Origin of the sequence: Rhizobium sp. AG207R (assembly GCF_027109195.1) — a bacterium.
GTDB classification, from domain to species: Bacteria; Pseudomonadota; Alphaproteobacteria; order Rhizobiales; family Rhizobiaceae; genus Rhizobium; species Rhizobium dioscoreae.
Map to the genome: position 1 here is coordinate 292,327 of NZ_JAEPVT010000004.1, position 16,123 is coordinate 308,449.

At 60.6% G+C, this 16,123-nt stretch carries 13 protein-coding genes; 11 read left to right on the plus strand and 2 right to left on the minus strand.

Annotation, left to right across the window (positions count from 1 at the left end):
- From JJQ51_RS11395 to JJQ51_RS11445, 11 genes are all read left to right on the plus strand, one after another.
- Positions 1 to 1,524 carry an ABC transporter ATP-binding protein gene (locus tag JJQ51_RS11395; protein ID WP_269244729.1) on the plus strand — a complete coding sequence of 508 codons (1,524 nt, stop codon included), beginning with the start codon at positions 1 to 3 and terminating at the stop codon, positions 1,522 to 1,524.
- Positions 1,521 to 2,621 carry an ABC transporter permease gene (locus JJQ51_RS11400; RefSeq protein WP_269244730.1) on the plus strand — a complete coding sequence of 367 codons (1,101 nt, stop codon included), beginning with the start codon at positions 1,521 to 1,523 and terminating at the stop codon, positions 2,619 to 2,621. The genes JJQ51_RS11395 and JJQ51_RS11400 overlap by 4 nt, the downstream gene beginning before the upstream one ends.
- On the plus strand, positions 2,618 to 3,529 hold the full coding sequence (locus tag JJQ51_RS11405; protein WP_113329729.1) for an ABC transporter permease: 912 nt from the start codon (positions 2,618 to 2,620) through the stop codon (positions 3,527 to 3,529). The genes JJQ51_RS11400 and JJQ51_RS11405 overlap by 4 nt, the downstream gene beginning before the upstream one ends.
- Positions 3,530 to 3,730: 201 nt before the next feature.
- The gene (locus JJQ51_RS11410) at positions 3,731 to 5,377 is read left to right on the plus strand and encodes an ABC transporter ATP-binding protein (protein ID WP_145633998.1); all 1,647 of its coding nucleotides are present in this window, start codon (positions 3,731 to 3,733) and stop codon (positions 5,375 to 5,377) included.
- A 281-nt stretch (positions 5,378 to 5,658) separates the two neighbouring features.
- Positions 5,659 to 6,141, plus strand: a complete 483-nt coding sequence (locus JJQ51_RS11415; protein WP_145633996.1) for a MarR family winged helix-turn-helix transcriptional regulator — start codon at positions 5,659 to 5,661, stop codon at positions 6,139 to 6,141.
- Positions 6,142 to 6,172: 31 nt separating this feature from the next.
- Complete coding sequence (locus JJQ51_RS11420) at positions 6,173 to 6,871, plus strand: SDR family NAD(P)-dependent oxidoreductase (protein ID WP_113351028.1); 699 nt, start codon at positions 6,173 to 6,175, stop codon at positions 6,869 to 6,871.
- A gap of 2 nt (positions 6,872 to 6,873) precedes the next feature.
- Entirely contained in the window at positions 6,874 to 8,205 is a 1,332-nt protein-coding gene (locus tag JJQ51_RS11425; protein ID WP_113350530.1) for an NAD(P)/FAD-dependent oxidoreductase, read from the plus strand.
- Positions 8,206 to 8,282: 77 nt separating this feature from the next.
- Positions 8,283 to 9,956, plus strand: coding sequence for a peptide ABC transporter substrate-binding protein (locus JJQ51_RS11430; RefSeq protein WP_269244731.1), 1,674 nt, complete (start codon positions 8,283 to 8,285; stop codon positions 9,954 to 9,956).
- Positions 9,957 to 10,034: 78 nt separating this feature from the next.
- Positions 10,035 to 10,985: an ABC transporter permease gene (locus JJQ51_RS11435; protein ID WP_069614686.1), complete on the plus strand. Its 951-nt coding sequence runs from the start codon at positions 10,035 to 10,037 to the stop codon at positions 10,983 to 10,985.
- A gap of 10 nt (positions 10,986 to 10,995) precedes the next feature.
- Positions 10,996 to 11,895: an ABC transporter permease gene (locus JJQ51_RS11440; protein ID WP_113329724.1), complete on the plus strand. Its 900-nt coding sequence runs from the start codon at positions 10,996 to 10,998 to the stop codon at positions 11,893 to 11,895.
- A 9-nt stretch (positions 11,896 to 11,904) separates the two neighbouring features.
- Entirely contained in the window at positions 11,905 to 13,227 is a 1,323-nt protein-coding gene (locus tag JJQ51_RS11445) for an NAD(P)/FAD-dependent oxidoreductase (RefSeq protein WP_113350532.1), read from the plus strand.
- A gap of 125 nt (positions 13,228 to 13,352) precedes the next feature.
- Here JJQ51_RS11445 and JJQ51_RS11450 read toward each other — a convergent pair whose 3' ends face one another.
- Positions 13,353 to 14,480 (minus strand): NAD(P)/FAD-dependent oxidoreductase, encoded by a 1,128-nt coding sequence (locus tag JJQ51_RS11450; RefSeq protein ID WP_269244732.1) that lies wholly within the window; start codon positions 14,478 to 14,480, stop codon positions 13,353 to 13,355.
- Positions 14,481 to 14,548: 68 nt separating this feature from the next.
- A complete protein-coding gene (locus JJQ51_RS11455; protein WP_152093246.1) occupies positions 14,549 to 16,078 on the minus strand; it encodes an amino acid ABC transporter permease/ATP-binding protein in 1,530 nt (509 codons plus the stop codon).
- Positions 16,079 to 16,123: the final 45 nt, after the last annotated feature.

Here is a 16,123-nt window from a genome sequence, read left to right on the forward strand (position 1 = left end):
ATGACCATCCCGCTGCTGTCGCTGCGCGGCATCTCCAAAAGCTACGGCCAAGTCCATGCCAACAAGCATATCGACCTGGATGTGGCCAAGGGCTCGATCCATGCCATCCTCGGAGAAAACGGCGCCGGAAAATCGACCCTGATGAAGCTGATCTACGGCGTCGAACAGCCGGACGAAGGGACCATCGCCTGGCGTGGACAACCTCTCGGCCTTACCTCCCCTGCGGAGGCGAGGCGTACCGGCATCGGGATGGTCTTTCAGCATTTCTCGCTGTTCGAGAACCTGACGGTCGTCGAGAACATTCGCTTGATCGCGGCGGGCCGCAGGGCCGAACTTGCGCAACGCATCCGCACATTGGGGGATGAATTCGGTCTCGAAGTCGATCCGCTCGCCCATGTGCACGAACTGTCTGTTGGCGAGCGGCAGCGGGTGGAAATCATCCGATGCCTGATGACCGATCCGAAGCTGCTGATCCTCGACGAGCCAACGTCAGTCCTGCCGCCGCAGGCCGTCGAGAAACTGTTCGATACGCTGCGCCGCCTGCGCGATGGCGGCGTCTCGATCCTCTTCATCTCGCACAAGCTGGAAGAAATCCAATCCCTGTGCGACCAAGCCACGATCCTGCGCGGTGGACGCGTGACCGGGCGTGTGGATCCGCGCGAGCACGACGCCCATGATCTCGCCCGCATGATGATCGGCCGCGACATGCCGGAAGCGATACCGGCCTTGACTTTGGCCGAGGGTGAAAAGCGCCTGGAAATCATCGGTCTCGATTACCGCCCGGACGACCCCTTTGGCATGCCGCTCTCCAGCATCAGCCTGACGGTGCGCAGCGGCGAGATCCTGGGCATTGCCGGCATTTCCGGGAATGGGCAAAAGGAGCTTGCTGCCCTGATTTCCGGGGAAACGCCCCTGCCCCGAGACAAGCGCGATCAGATCTTCATGATGGGGCAGGATGTCGGCACCCTCGAAGCCGCCAGCCGCCGGAAGCTTGGATTTGCCTTTGTTCCGGAGGATCGGCTTGGGCATGGCGCCGTTCCCGAAATGTCTTTAACGCTCAATAGCCTGCTGACGGCCCATCCCTTGAAACTCGTCAAGCATGGTCTCCTCGACAAAGCGAAGGCAACGGACTTCGCAAAGGAGTGCATCCAGAATTATGACGTGCGCACGCGCGGCCCCGATGCGGAAGCAGGCTCGCTTTCCGGCGGAAACCTGCAGAAGTTCATCGTTGGCCGCGAAATCATGCTCGCCCCGAAACTGCTGTTTCTTGCGCAACCAACCTGGGGCGTCGATGTCGGCGCGGCTTCCGCCATTCGCAAGCGACTGATCGAGCTGCGCAATCAAGGCATGGCAATTCTCGTCATATCGGAAGAGCTCGAGGAATTGTTCGAGCTTAGCGACGTCATTCAGGTCCTTTACCACGGCACGCTGAGCCTGCCACTCGTGACCCGCGATACAAAAGCTGAAGATATCGGTCGGTACATGATCGGTGCACAGCACCGAGGCGAAAAGGCATTCGCATGAGCCGTTCCTTTTCTACAATCCTTCCCAGCTTGGTCCGCCGCGATCGAGCCTCGTTCGCCGCAAAGCTGCTCGCGCCGCCGATCGCCCTCATCGTCACCATCGCACTCAATCTCGGCCTCTATGTCGCGATGGGCCGTGATCCGATGGCGGTGATCTATGCCATGCTGATCGAACCATTCGTCTCCTGGGCCTCATTCTCGGAAGTATTGCTCAAGACTGGCCCCCTGCTTCTGATTGCACAGGGTCTCGCAATCGGCTTTCGCGCGAAGGTCTTCAATATCGGCGCTGAGGGCCAATTCATTCTTGGCGCAATCTTCGCCTCCGCCATACCCATCTGGATGCCGCAGGCAACGGGCCAATGGATATGGCCGGCAATGCTGCTGCTCGGCACTCTCGGCGGTGCTCTGTGGGCGTCTCTCACTGCCTTCTGGCGCGTCAGGCTCAACGCCAATGAAATCCTTGTCTCACTGATGCTGAGCTTCGTTGCCGCGCAATTGCTCAACTATCTTCTTCTCGGCCCATGGAAAGATCCCGGCGGCTTCAATTTCCCGCAATCGGTCATGTTCCAGTACGACGCAATGGTGCCGATCCTGTTCGAGGGAACCCGCGTCAATGTCTCGCTTATCCTTGCCGTCGGCCTGTCGATCGCGGCGTGGATCTTCATGCAGAAGAGCTTCGCCGGGTATAAATTGCAGGTCGGCGGACTGGCTCCCCGGGCCGCGAGCTATGCCGGTTTCAAGGAGAGCTGGGCAATCTGGCTGTCGCTGATCATTGGCGGAGCGGCCGCCGGACTTGCGGGCGCCGCTGAAGTTGCCGGACCGCTTGGCCAGCTGCAGCGTTCGATCTCGACCGGATATGGATACGCGGCAATCATCGTTGCCTATCTTGGCGGCCTCAATCCAATCGGCATCGTCATCTCCGCGATCATCATGGCAGCTCTCTATATCGGTGGCGATAACGCCATGGTCTCCGCCAATCTGCCCATTGCAGCCGTCCGCGTGTTCCAGGGCAGTCTGCTCCTCATCTATCTCATCGCCGTGGCTTTCGTGCGCTATCGCATCGTCTGGCGCCCCATGCCCGTCCGGAGCGCATCATGAGCGCCGTCGAGTTCATTCTTGCCGGCATGCTGGCAGCCGCAACGCCATTTCTGCTGGCAGCCCTGGGCGAGCTTGTTGCCGAGCGCGCCGGCGTCTTGAACCTCGGCGTAGAGGGCTTGATGGCCGTTGGCGCCGTCATCGCGTTCATTGTCGTTTATCATGGCGGCGGTCATCTTCTTGCCTTCCTTGCGGCCGGTCTCGGAAGTGCACTCCTCTCCATGATTTTTGCCGCTATCACACTGGGCTTCAACGCAAACCAGGTTGCTGCCGGTCTTGCCCTCGGCATTCTCGGCCAGGGCCTCTCGGCACTATTCGGCAAGAGTTATGAGAGCCTGACCGTCACCACCTTGCCAAAGATCGCAATTCCCGGGCTTTCACAAATTCCAGTCGTGGGCGGCCTCTTCAGCCAGGATATCGTCGTCTGGATCTCGCTTGTCGTGACGGTCGGCATATGGGCGATGTTTGCCTATAGCAAGGTCGGTCTTATTCTTCGCGCCGTCGGCGAAAATCCGAAAGCTGCGCATGCTATCGGCTATCCCATTGTCTCGATCCGCTTCGCGGCAGTTGCGTTTGGCGGCATGATGGCAGGCTTTGCCGGCGCTTACGCCTCCACGATCTATACGCCGCTCTGGGCGGACGGCATGATCGCCGGGCGGGGCTGGATTGCCATTGCCCTCGTTGTCTTTGGAACCTGGCTGACATCCAGGATTTTCCTGGGCGCCTGCCTGTTCGGTGCGGTGTCGCTGATGGGTCTTGCGGCGCAGGCCAGCGGGCTCGCAATTTCCTCGCAATTGCTCGCATGCCTGCCCTATCTCGTGACGATCATCGTCCTTGGCATCATCTCCGTAGATCGCCGGCTCCTGAAGCTCAATGGTGTCGCCTCACTTGGCGAACCGTTTGAACGATAGCAAATGTGCATAGGCGAAGATTTCCATACCCGCAGGTTGCTGTGACCGATCGCTTGAAGCGCGGGTGGACGGCAAAAATCTGTCGATTAATTTCCTTCGCTTGCCTTCAGGGCAGCAATACCGGCATTCTTCTTGCTTCTGGCAATTCGTCAGCTCTCCCTGAGAGGGCGTGTTCGCTGGTTCAGAGCAAGGAGGCCTTCCATGATCCCATCCGATACTCAAGATAGAGTCCTGCCGAACGAGCCGGTACTTTCCGTGCGCGGTCTGACGGTCAGCCTCCCGAAGAACATGGAACGCGTGCATGCCGTGCAGGATATCACCTTCGACCTGATGCAAGGCGAGATCCTTTGCATCATCGGTGAATCCGGTTCGGGGAAATCGGTGACCGCGAATGCGATCATGGGCCTGTTGCCATCCATCATAAGAGTAACGGCGGGTACGATCCGCTTCAAGGGCGTGGACCTCGTAAGCGCCGACGCTGCCACCCTTCAAAGCCTGAGGGGACGAGCCGTTTCGATCATTTTCCAGGACCCGCTCTCGGCACTCAATCCACTGATGACGATCGGCGACCAGATCATCGAGGTTCTCGATGCTCATAAGATCGGCACGCCGGAAAGCCGGCGACAGAAGGTGAAGGAACTCCTCGGCGAAGTCGGCCTGCCAGATCCGGATCTTCTCCAGCATCAATATCCCTTCCGGCTGTCCGGCGGGCAGCGTCAGCGCGTGATGATCGCCATGGCGCTGGCGCTCGATCCGGATGTGCTGATCGCCGACGAACCGACCACTGCATTGGACGTGACGACGCAGGCCCAAATCCTCGAATTGATCCGCAAGATACAGGCGCGCAAGAAGATGAGCGTCATGTTCATCACCCATGATTTCGGGGTGGTCGCCGAGATTGCCGACAGGGTGATCGTCATGGAGAAGGGGCATCTTGTCGAACAGGGACAGGCGGCGCAGGTGCTGAATGCGCCTGTTCATCCCTATACGCAGCGTCTTATCGCGGCCGTTCCCCGCATGACGACCGCCGGTCGCGAAACCATTGCCGAAGCGCCCGTGGTGCTGGAAGTCGATAAGCTCAACAAGACCTATCGAGCGGGAAGCGGCTTCCTGTCGAAATCGCGGACGGTGCAGGCGGTCAACGACGTCAGCTTCTCGATCCGCAAGGGACGCACATTGGGAGTGGTCGGTGAATCCGGCTCCGGAAAATCCTCGCTCGGCCGCGTCCTGTTGAAGCTTTTGAGCTCGGACAGTGGTCGGATTCTCTTCGATGGCCGCGATATCGCTCCGCTGTCAGACGACGAGTTCCGGCCATTGCGTCCTTATATACAGATGATCTTTCAAGACCCATTCGCCTCGCTAAACCCGCGCCATACGATCGGCCGCATTCTCACCGTTGGACCGATGGCGCACGGCCTGTCGATGCATGAGGCCAAGGCGAAGGCACTGCGTCTTCTCAAGCGCGTCGGCCTCGACGAAGGTGCCTTTGACCGCTTTCCCCATGAGTTCTCCGGTGGCCAGCGCCAGCGCATCGGCATCGCCCGCGCCTTGATGTTCGACCCCGTGCTGCTGGTGGCCGACGAGGCAGTCTCCGCTCTCGACGTCTCGATCCAGGCGCAAATCCTCAAGCTTCTTGCCGAAATCCAGCAGGATACCAGGGTCGCGATGATCTTCATTACCCACGACCTGCGCGTCGCCAGCCAGATCTGTGACGAAGTCGCCGTCATGTACAAGGGCGAGATTGTCGAATGTGGGCCGCCTTCGCAGATCTTTCGTGCGCCGGCTCATGCCTATACCCAAAACCTGTTGGCTGCCATCCCCGGCGGCGATTGGGAAGCGGTCGGCTAAATGTCCACCAACGAGGCATGGCGGCGCCGAATGCGACCCGCTTCTGCTTAATTACCACCATTCGTGCATGCACCGGCGGCGATTGATGCCTGAGAAACGGGCAGCCTTCCGCACTGATTATTTTTTATCTGATTGGGCGAAAAAATAGTTGCATTTATCCACTATCCGTCCTTTCATGAGCATGAAATTTCCAGCGACGATCCGCCGCAGACGATCATGGACCTGCCACGCATTAGGGGTGGCGGGAACGGTGTTTCGTCGCCTTTCAAAGGTTCCGAGCCATGCCGCCGACCAAGGCCCCGCCAACTTCTGTCAAGGACATCGATATCGACGTCCTGGAGGATACGCTGAGCTTTTACATCCGCAGCATCAATCTCGCCGTCTCGCGCGATCTGGACGAGAAGCTGGAAGGTTTGGACGTCGCCCGCGGAACGGGAAAGATCACGACCCTGTTCCTGGTCGACGACAATCCGGGAATCCGGCCTTCCACCATCGCGCAAATCATCCTGAAAGACCGCTCGGCGACCGGCAGGCTGATCGAACAGATGGAAGCACATGATCTCCTTACGCGCGAGACGTCGGCGGACGACAGCCGCGCCCAGGAACTCTACATCACGGAAAAAGGTCACGAACTGGCAAAACGTGTGCGTGCCATCGTCACCAAGCAATCACGCGAATTCTTTTCCGACATCACCGACGAAGAACACAGGCTCCTGATCGACATACTGCGCCGGACTTACCGGCGCATCGTGGCGCAATCGTGAGCCGGCAAACCGTGGGAGAGCAAACATGGGCATGAGTGACGAGCGGGTAGCAATGATATCCGGTGCCAGCCGGGGGATCGGCGCCGCACTCGCCGAGGAACTTGCCGCCAAGGGATGGCGGCTCTCGCTCGGCATGCGCCGTCCTGAAATGCCCGCCTGGGCAGACCCTGCGCACGTTAGCGCCTTTGCCTATGATGCCATCGATACGGACGCATCCGATCGCTGGGTGGAAGAGACGCTTCGCACCTTCGGGCGCATCGACGCGATCGTCGCCAATGCCGGCATTGGCATCGCAAAGACGGTGATCGAAGCCGATGATGCCGACCTCGACGATCTGCTCGAGGTGAACGTCAAGGCACCGCGAAGACTTGCAAAATCCGCGTGGAACGCCCTTGCGTCAAGCGGTCGCGGCCGCGTCATCATCGTCGCTTCGCTCTCGGGAAAGCGGGTGAAGTCCGCGAACTCCGGCCTTTATGCCGTCTCCAAATTCGCGGCGGTCGCGCTGGCCCACGCCATACGCCACACCGGCTTTGACCTTGGCATCCGCGCCACCGCCATCTGCCCCGGCTTCGTCGCGACCGACATGGCGCGCGGACTTACGAGCAAGCCCGATAGCGAGATGACCGATCCGCGCGACCTCGCCCGCATCATTTCCATGCTGATGGAGCTGCCGAACGAGGCAAGCGTTGCCGAATTTACCATCAATTGCCAGTTAGAGGAGTCCTTCTGACCATGCCCGGCCCCTATGTTGTTCCCGTTCACGGGGATGCGGAACTGCCCAAGGAAGTCGACGTCGTCGTCATCGGTGGTGGCATCATCGGCACCTCGACGACGCTGGAACTTGCCGAACGGGGCCTGCGGGTCGCGCTTTGCGAGAAGGGTGGCATCGGCCAGGAGCAATCGAGCCGCAACTGGGGTTGGGTGCGCATTTCGAGGCGCGATCCGCGCGAGGTGCCCCTCATGGCGGAGGCCCTGCGCATCTGGAGCACGCTCGACAAACGTACCGGCCGCGACACCGGCTACAAGCGCGCCGGCATCATCTTCACCTGCGCGGATGACAAGCAATATGCCGATCATGAGCGCTGGAACCGCAATCTGGAAGGCTACCAGCTGGAAAGCCGCATGATTAGCGGCACCGAATTCAAGAACCTCTTTCCCGGCACGCAGATGGAGCTCAAGGGTGCGCTCTTTACCGCCGCCGACGGCCGTGCCGAGCCGCAGCGAGCCGCCCCCGCCATTGCCGAGGCCGCCCGCGACAAGGGAGCCTCCATTCTGACCGAATGCGCCGTGCGCGGTATCGAGACAGCCGGCGGCCGCATCTCCGGCGTCATCACGGAACGTGGTCCCATCGCCTGCAAGGCCGTCGTGCTTGCCGGCGGCGCCTGGTCAAGCCTGTTTGCCGGCATGTTCGGGCTCGATCTGCCGCAGTTGAAGGTGATGAATTCCGTCTTGCGCACCAAGCCGCTGGAAGGCGGCCCCGAGCAAGCCATCTGGGCGAGCGGCTTTGCCCTGCGCAAGCGTCAGGATGGCGGCTACACCATCGCTTCGGGCCATGAGAACATCGTGGACATCGTGCCGAGCTCCTTCCGCTACGCCGGCAAGTTCCTGCCGGCGCTGAAAAAGGAGTGGCGCTCGCTGAACTTCCGCGTTTCCGGCCGGTTCTTCGACGAAGCGCGCATTCCCAATCGGTGGGCGATGGACGAGGCAAGCCCCTTCGAATATTGCCGCGTTCTCGACCCCAAACCCTCCACCAAGCTTTCGAATGCGGCGCTTGCCAACCTCAAGAAAGCCTTTCCGGTTTTCGAGAAGGCCGAGATCGCTCAGCGCTGGGCAGGTTATATCGACGTGACACCGGATGCCGTGCCGGTGATCGATGCGATCGACAGCATTCCGGGCTTTCATATCGCCACCGGCTTTTCCGGCCACGGCTTCGGCATCGGGCCTGCGGCCGGACGATTGATGGCCGACATCGTCACCGGCAAGCCGCCAGTGGTGGATCGCAAGAACTTCCGCTTTTCCCGCTTCCATGACGGTTCGAAGATCGAACTGATCAGTGGTTTCTGACCTCTCCGAACCAAGCAGACAATACAAAGACGAAAGAGAAAAACAGCCGAATCCTACCAACAAAAAGGGGAACGATCATGACCGATGCAAATGACACCATCCTCCTGAAACCAACCCGCCGCCAGGCATTGACTATGATGGCGCTCGGTGCCTCCGGGTTGATCATGCCCAATATCCTCGGTCGCGGCGAGGCTTTCGCGGCACCTCCCGCCAAGCCGACCGGCCAGCTAGTCATCGGCTTCTCGCAGGAGCCGACCGTCTTCAATCCGCATCTGATCCACATCGAAGTCGATGAGGGCATCCATTTCAGTGTCTTCGATCCGCTCTTTGCCGTCACACCGGAGGGCAAGTTTTCCCCTTCGCTTGCAACCGAAGTTCCGACGGTCGAAAACGGCGGCATCTCGGCCGACGGCCTTCATTGGAAGGTCAAACTGCGCGATGGCGTGAAGTGGCATGACGGCACGCCGTTCACCGCCGAAGACGTCAAGTTCACCCTCGAACTCATGGTCGATCCGAACTTCCGCAGCTGGCGCAAGACCGGCCATGAGCTGGTACGCGACCTGACCGTCGTCTCGCCGACGGAAATCACCTGGCGGATGGAAAAGCCATTTGCGCCCTACCCGTCGATCCTCGCCATGACCTTCATCGTGCCAAAGCATATCCTTGGTGCGGAGAAGGACAAGAACACCGCCCCCTTCAACAATGCCCCCATCGGCACCGGCCCTTTCAAATGGGTCGAGCGCGTCCCCGGCGATCACATCACGCTCGCGGCCAATACCGACTATTTCGGCACCGGCCCTTATCTCGAAACCCTGGTCTACAAATATGTTCCCGACCTGACGGTGCTGTATACGCAGTTCAAGACCGGCGATATCGACGTCGTCGGCCTGCAATGGATCACCCCGGATCACTATGACGAGGCCAAGGGGCTGGATGGAAAGGCTGTTGCCGTCGTTCCGGCCGCCACGGTCGAATCCGTCGGCTTCAACATGGAGAAGCCGCAATTCAAGGATCCGGCGGTGCGCGAGGCGCTCTACTACGCGATCGACAAGCAGACGATCATCGATGCGCTCTACTACGGCCTGCCGACACCGACCGAGAGCTACATTCCGCAGCAGTCCTTCTATTATAATCCGGACCTGCCGAAGCAGGAATTCAGCACCGACAAGGCCAAGAAGATCCTCGACGATGCCGGCTGGAAGCCCGGTCCCGACGGCATTCGCATGAAGGACGGCGTCAAGCTTTCCTTCACCAACTCCACCACCGCCGGCAATCATATCCGCGAACAGGTGCAGCAGTTCATGCAGCAGACCTTCAAGGACATCGGCGTGGAGCTTACGATCTCCAACCTGCCGCCGGCGGTCATGTGGGGCGATTATTGGACAATGTCGAAGTTCGATTCCGTCATCGTCGGCATCAACTTCCAGACCGGCTCCGACCCCGACACCTCCGATTATTTCCGTTCCTCGGCGATCACCGCCAAGGGCGGAGCCGGCCAGAACTCCTGGCAATATGCCAATCCGGAGGTCGACAAGCTCCTTGCGGAAGGCGGCCAGATCTTCGTGCCGGAGGAACGCAAGAAGGTCTACCAGAAGATCCAGGAGATCATGCGCCACGACCTGCCTTTCCTGCCGCTATTCCAGTATGCGACCGTACGCGGCCATAAGGTGGGGGTCGAAAACGTCACTCCCAACATCAATGTGCGCATCGACAGCTGGAATGTGGGCACCTGGTATTGGGCCAAGGCATAGGCTGCTCGTTCCAGCCCTTCGGCCGAAGCATCGAAGGGCTGATCGCTTCACATTCCGCAACCATCGGAGACGAATGCCATGTTGCGCTATCTCCTGAGCCGCCTGTGGCAGAGCCTGGTGCTGCTGCTCCTCGTATCGATGATCGGCTTTGCCGTACTTACCCTCGCTCCCGGCGGTCCGCTGTCGCAATATACGCTGACGCCAGGCATGACCAAGGAAGCGCTCGACAGGATCGCTGCCCAAATGGGTCTCGACCGGCCGCTGCCGATCCAATATCTCGACTGGTTGAGACATCTGCTGATGGGCGACTGGGGCCGCTCCTACCGGGACAACCAGCCGGTACTGTCGATCATTTTCGGCCATCTGTTCGCCACGCTGCTGCTGATGGGCACATCGATGGTGATCTCGATCGCGATCGGCACCTGGATCGGCATCAAGGGGGCAACCCGCCGCTATTCGATCTTCGATTACAGCGCCACCGTCGGCGCCATGGTGGCGCTGTCGATACCGACCTTCTGGTTCGGTCTCGTCGCCATCTATATCTTCTCGCTGAAGCTGAAATGGCTGCCGGCGGGCAACATGTACACGGTCGGCAACGGCTCGCTCGGTGATTATGCGATCCATCTGATCATGCCGAGCCTCGTGCTTGCGCTTGTCAACATCGCGGTCTGGAGCCGCTACATGCGCACAGCCACGCTCGAGGTCATCAACCAGGACTTCGTACGCACCGCCAGGGCCAAGGGCCTCTCGCCCCGGCGCGTCCTGATGCGCCATGTCGTCGGCAACGCGCTATTGCCGATGATCACGCTTGCCGGCCTGCAATTGCCGACCATTCTCGGTGGTGCTCTGGTGGCGGAGACCGTCTTCACCTGGCCGGGAATGGGCCGGCTTTTCCTTGATAGCCTTGGCTACAGCGACTATCCGGTCGTCATGGGCCTCCTGATGTTCTCGGCAATCTTCGTGCTGATCGGCAATCTGCTTGCGGATCTGCTCGTCGCCTTCGTCGATCCGCGCGTCCGGCTTGGTTAGGAGAAACGCCATGTCTTCCTCCTCCCCCGCAACCCTTTCGCAATCATTATTCGCCCATTCGCGCTGGTGGCAAAATCGGACTTTGCGCCGTTTCGTCCGCCATAGGCTCGCGCTCCTCGGCGTGGCCATGATCACGCTCATAGTCCTTGCCTGCCTGCTCGGGCCGTCACTGCTTCCCTATGACGAGCTCTATATCGACCTGCGGGCTCGTTTCGCACCGCCCTTTACGGCCGGCTACCATATTTTCGGTACTGACCCGCTTGGGCGCGACGTTGCTGTACGCCTGTTCATGGCAGGCCGGATTTCGCTCCTCGTCGGCTTCTTCGCGATGGTGCTCAGCACACTGATCGGCACGGTGATCGGCGTGGTGGCGGGCTATTACGGTGGGCGCATCGGGATATTGCTTATGCGCTTCGTCGATGCCTTTCTGTCCTTTCCCAGCATCTTCCTGCTGCTGGCGCTGGCCGCCTTCATCAAGCCGAGCCCGTTCATGATCACCGTCATCATCGCGGTGACGAGTTGGATGGAGACCGCGCGCATCGTCGAGGCGGAAGTGCGATCGCTGCGCGAACGCGATTTCGTGCTCGCCGCGCGCATGCTCGGCCTCTCCAACAGATGGATCATGTTTCGCGAACTGCTGCCGAACGCAATCGGCCCGATCATCGTCGCCGCTACGCTGACGGTTGCCCGCGCCATCCTGCTCGAAGCCTATGTCAGCTTCCTCGGCTACGGTATCCAGCCGCCGCTCCCGAGCTGGGGCAATATGCTGAACGGCGCCCAGCAATATCTCGCCAGCGCACCATGGCTGGCCATCGTCCCGGGCGTCGCCATCACGCTCGCCGTCACCAGCTTCAACTTCATCGGCGACGGCCTGCGCGATGCGCTCGATGCCCGCAGCGATCTGCACTGAGGATGCGGGATGACGAAATTTTCGCCGTTCAAAACAACCCTGTGGTATGCCACTGCGGCCCCCGCACCCGATACGACGGAGCTGGAAGGCACGATCAAGGTCGATGTCTGCATTGTCGGTGGCGGCTATACGGGCCTGACCACCGCTCTTGAGCTTGCGAAGAGCGGCACAAGCGTCGTACTTCTCGAAAAGGAGGAAATCGGCTTCGGCGGCTCTGGCCGTAACGCCGGGCACTGCACGCCGACTTTCACCCATTACAGCCTGCCGGAACTGCGCTCCATGCTGGGCGAGCCCTGGGCCGAGCGATTGATCGCCCGGCAGACGCGCGCCAACGACCGTGTCTCCAGCATGATCCGGCAGTACCAGATCCAATGCGAATGGCAGCAGAACGGCTATGTCATGGGCGCGCTTTATCCCGGCTTGATGAAGACAATCGAGGAGAAGGTTCGCACCTACAATGCTGTCGGCGCGAAAACGCGGGCCATCGGCAGGGACGAGGTTGCAGCGATCACCGGCAGCCCGCGCTTTCACGGCGGTTGGCTGCATGAAGAGGCCGGCCATCTTAATCCCCTCGGCTATTCTCGTGGTCTCGCACGTGCCGTCATCCAGGAAGGCGGCGTCATTCACACCGATTCGCCAGTGACCGGATGCGAGCGCGTGGCGGGCGGCTGGGCGGTCAGCACGCTGAAAGGGAAAGTCATTGCCGACAAGGTGATCTTCGCGACGGGCGCCTATACCGTCGGCGGCTGGCCGAAACTCGATCGGACCTTCAAGATCCAGAGGGTCTTCGTCGCCGCTACCCAGCCGCTTTCCGACGACGAGCGGCTGTCGGTGCTGCCGCGCAACACCACCATCCATGATGGACGTGGCGATATCTATGTCTACAAATACAATGCCGAAGGCCGGATCGTCGCCTCCATGTTCCCGATGGGACGGCGCGGCCGCGACATGGACTATACGCGGCAGGTCATGAGCGACCGGCTGAAATGGCTGCATCCGCAGATCAAACAGGAGATCCGCTGGGAATATTTCTGGTTTGGCGAGCTGGACATGCAATACCGCACCATCCCCCGCCTCTACGATCTGGCACCAGGCGTCGTGGCGCTGACGGGCCTGTCTGGCCGCGGCGTGCCAACAGGAAGCATGCTCGGCGGTATCCTCTCGGAATGGGCCAGAGGCGTGCCGGAAAAAGACCTGTCGCTGAAGCTGGAGCCGCTTTCAGCGGCTCCCTTCTATATGAATTACGGTCCGAAGCTGACGCTGCGCTATTATCGTATTTCGGATTGGATCAAGACCAAACTGGCGGGCGTTCCTTTGCCGCCGCATGCCTGATCGCCGCCAACATCCTCGATCAGGAGAAGGCCGAAATGCCGGCAGGCGCGACAGGTTTGACCGTGAAGATCGCTTGTGTGCGCTCACGGACACTCTTGAACCTGTCTGCTGCTGTTCCGATCAAACTATCTGACGAAGCGTTCCGGCCGGAAAGGGGCCAGAAGCGGATGACGCTTGCCGGTGGCGATCTCATCGGCAAGCAGTTCGCCGGCGATCAGGCCGAGAGTGGCACCGCTATGGCTGAAGGCAACGAAATAGCCCGGTATGGCCTGCAATTCGCCGAAAACCGGCTCGCCATCCCCCGGAATGGGTTTGGGACCAACGCCGTAGTCGCCGATTTCGAGCTTCGGATTCCCCTCCAACACCTTTGAGGCTTCCTGCAGGAGCCCTTCAAGGGTCGAAGGCTTGATTGCATAGCTGCCATCGTCCTTTACGACAACCTCTTCCTCCGACCAGGCTGAATCGAGCGCAAAAGCGCCGTCAGGAGTGGGCCTGATGGCAACCCTTGGCGTATTCAGCACAGCCTTCAGGGGATGCTTGACCGGCTTCGTCCGAACGAGAAGAGCGATCGGCGTATCGTCGCCAATATGCTGACCGGCTTCCGCAACGATCGCCGGCACCTCGCCGCCGGCCGCCAACAATACGGCATCGGCGGCCCAACGGGCGCCATTCGCAGTCGTGACGCCACGGGCGCAGCCATCCTCCACCTTGACAGCCGCCCGGCCGGCATCGGTGACGATTTCGCCGCCCAATGCCCGGAACTCTTCGGCAAGAACGCCGATCAGGGACGGCAGATCGACCCACCCCTCGCCCGGATTGAAGATTGCGCCCTGCTGCGTGACGGCGCTTGCATCGACGCCTGGCGTCACTTTCGCAATCTGGCCCGGCGTCAGCAATTGGGCATGGTAGCCAAGGTCACGCTCGTAATCGAAGACGGCGGCAATGTCGTTATCGGCTTCGTCGGCATCCCAGGTCAGGCCGCCGTCGAAACGTAGCCATGCCGCGTCCGGATATCGTGCGGAAAGCGTGCGATAGCGGTCGATGCCGGCGAGACGCAGCCGATGATAGGCATCGGAGCGGCGCCTTGCGGAATTGAGCCAGGCAAGCGAGCGGCCCGATGCGCCATTCGCCAGTGGGCCGTCGTTGATCAGCGTTGTCTGAATGCCTAGTCGCGCCAGATGAACGGCCGTGGAAACCCCGAAGATACCGCCGCCGACAACGACGACTTTTGAAGAACGAATGGGAGCATGCATGTTGGAAAACCTTGTCAGTAGGGAATGTTACGATGGAATGGCCGTCTGATTTCTCGCCGGCCCGTTTGTCAGAGGACCTCGGCGAGGAAGCGTTTCAGCCGTTCGCTTTGCGGATTGTCGAAGATCTGTTGCGGCGGGCCGGCTTCAACGATGCGGCCTTCATCCATGAAGACGACCTGATCGGCGACCCTGCGGGCAAATCCCATTTCGTGAGTAACAACTGCCATGGTCATGCCCTGGCGCCCGAGATTGGCCATCAGGTCGAGCACCCCCTTCACCAATTCCGGATCGAGCGCGCTCGTGACCTCGTCGAAGAGGACGACTTCCGGATCCATGGCGAGCGCCCGGGCAATGGCGACACGCTGCTGCTGGCCGCCGGAAAGACCGGCTGGGCGATGGTCCTTGCGGCCACCAAGCCCCACTTCCGCCAGGCGGGTCTCGGCAATCCGGCGCGCCTCAGCTTTCGGCATCCTCTTGATCTTCGTCAGCGACAGCATGACGTTTTCAAGCGCGGTGTGATCCGGAAAGAGATTGAAGTGCTGAAACACCATGCCGACGCGGCGGCGCAGGCTTTCCGGCTTCATGGACAGGATGCTTTCGCCATCGAGCTCGATGTCGCCGCGCTTCGGCTCAACGAGCCTGTTCAAGCACCGGAGCAGCGTCGACTTGCCCGATCCCGACGGCCCGATGATGCAGGTCACCGTGCCTCTGGCTATGTCGAGATCGATGCCTTTCAGCACTTCGAGATCGCCATAGGACATGCTGAGATCGCGGATTTGAACGGCCCCACCTTTGAAGCGCGAAGCAGCGGCGTCGGAAGGCGCCCCGGTACCCGAAGCGGCCTCCAGCTCGCCGACCTCGACAAGGCCGCTCGTGCCACCGGATCCGCGCCCCTGCCGTCCAAGGCGCAAACGCGCGTCGATGTAGTTGACGAGATGCGTCAGCGGCACGGTGATGACCAGATAAAAGATGCCGGCCAGCAGCAGAGGCGAGAGATTGCCCGTCACAACAGCCTGATCCTGGCCGACGCGAAAGATTTCGCGCTCAGAGGCCAGCAGCCCCAGGAAGTAGACGAGGCTCGAATCCTTGACGTTGCCTATGAACTGGTTGACGAGGGCGGGCAGGACACGCCGGACCCCTTGCGGAATGACGATCAGCCGCATGCCCTGTCCGTAACTCATGCTCAGCGCGCGACAGGCTTCCATCTGCCCCCGCTCGACGCTCTGAATGCCGGATCGAAAGATTTCGCCGATATAGGCACCGGCGATCAGGCTCAGCGCGATGATGCCAAGCGGAAAAGGCGACGGCCCGAAGATCTCGCGACCGATGCGGGCAAAGCCCTGGCCAATGATGAGGATCGTCACGATCGCCGGCAGGCCGCGAAAAATATCGGTATAGATGCGCGCCGGCAGGCGCAGCCAACGTGACTGCGAAATGCCCATAACGGCGAGCACCATGCCGATGATGACGCCGAGCACGGTGGAGGCTGCCGCCAAAATCAGTGTGTTCTTCAGTCCGACCGTGATCATGCTCGGCAGGACTTCCGCCATCGCACCCCAATCGAGGAAGCTGCGACGGAGATTTTCAAGCCAATCCATTCAATTCCTCATGAAATTCGTGAGGCAGGTTGATGCTGCTGCCCG

Coding starts and splice junctions, on each gene's coding strand:
- JJQ51_RS11420 (WP_113351028.1), top strand. CDS start 6,173: ATGAGTGACGAGCGGGTAGCAATGATATCCGGTGCCAGCCGGGGGATC.
- JJQ51_RS11455 (WP_152093246.1), bottom strand. CDS start 16,078: ATGGATTGGCTTGAAAATCTCCGTCGCAGCTTCCTCGATTGGGGTGCG.
- JJQ51_RS11445 (WP_113350532.1), top strand. CDS start 11,905: ATGACGAAATTTTCGCCGTTCAAAACAACCCTGTGGTATGCCACTGCG.
- JJQ51_RS11430 (WP_269244731.1), top strand. CDS start 8,283: ATGACCGATGCAAATGACACCATCCTCCTGAAACCAACCCGCCGCCAG.
- JJQ51_RS11435 (WP_069614686.1), top strand. CDS start 10,035: ATGTTGCGCTATCTCCTGAGCCGCCTGTGGCAGAGCCTGGTGCTGCTG.
- JJQ51_RS11450 (WP_269244732.1), bottom strand. CDS start 14,480: ATGCATGCTCCCATTCGTTCTTCAAAAGTCGTCGTTGTCGGCGGCGGT.
- JJQ51_RS11440 (WP_113329724.1), top strand. CDS start 10,996: ATGTCTTCCTCCTCCCCCGCAACCCTTTCGCAATCATTATTCGCCCAT.
- JJQ51_RS11415 (WP_145633996.1), top strand. CDS start 5,659: ATGCCGCCGACCAAGGCCCCGCCAACTTCTGTCAAGGACATCGATATC.
- JJQ51_RS11410 (WP_145633998.1), top strand. CDS start 3,731: ATGATCCCATCCGATACTCAAGATAGAGTCCTGCCGAACGAGCCGGTA.
- JJQ51_RS11395 (WP_269244729.1), top strand. CDS start 1: ATGACCATCCCGCTGCTGTCGCTGCGCGGCATCTCCAAAAGCTACGGC.
- JJQ51_RS11400 (WP_269244730.1), top strand. CDS start 1,521: ATGAGCCGTTCCTTTTCTACAATCCTTCCCAGCTTGGTCCGCCGCGAT.
- JJQ51_RS11405 (WP_113329729.1), top strand. CDS start 2,618: ATGAGCGCCGTCGAGTTCATTCTTGCCGGCATGCTGGCAGCCGCAACG.
- JJQ51_RS11425 (WP_113350530.1), top strand. CDS start 6,874: ATGCCCGGCCCCTATGTTGTTCCCGTTCACGGGGATGCGGAACTGCCC.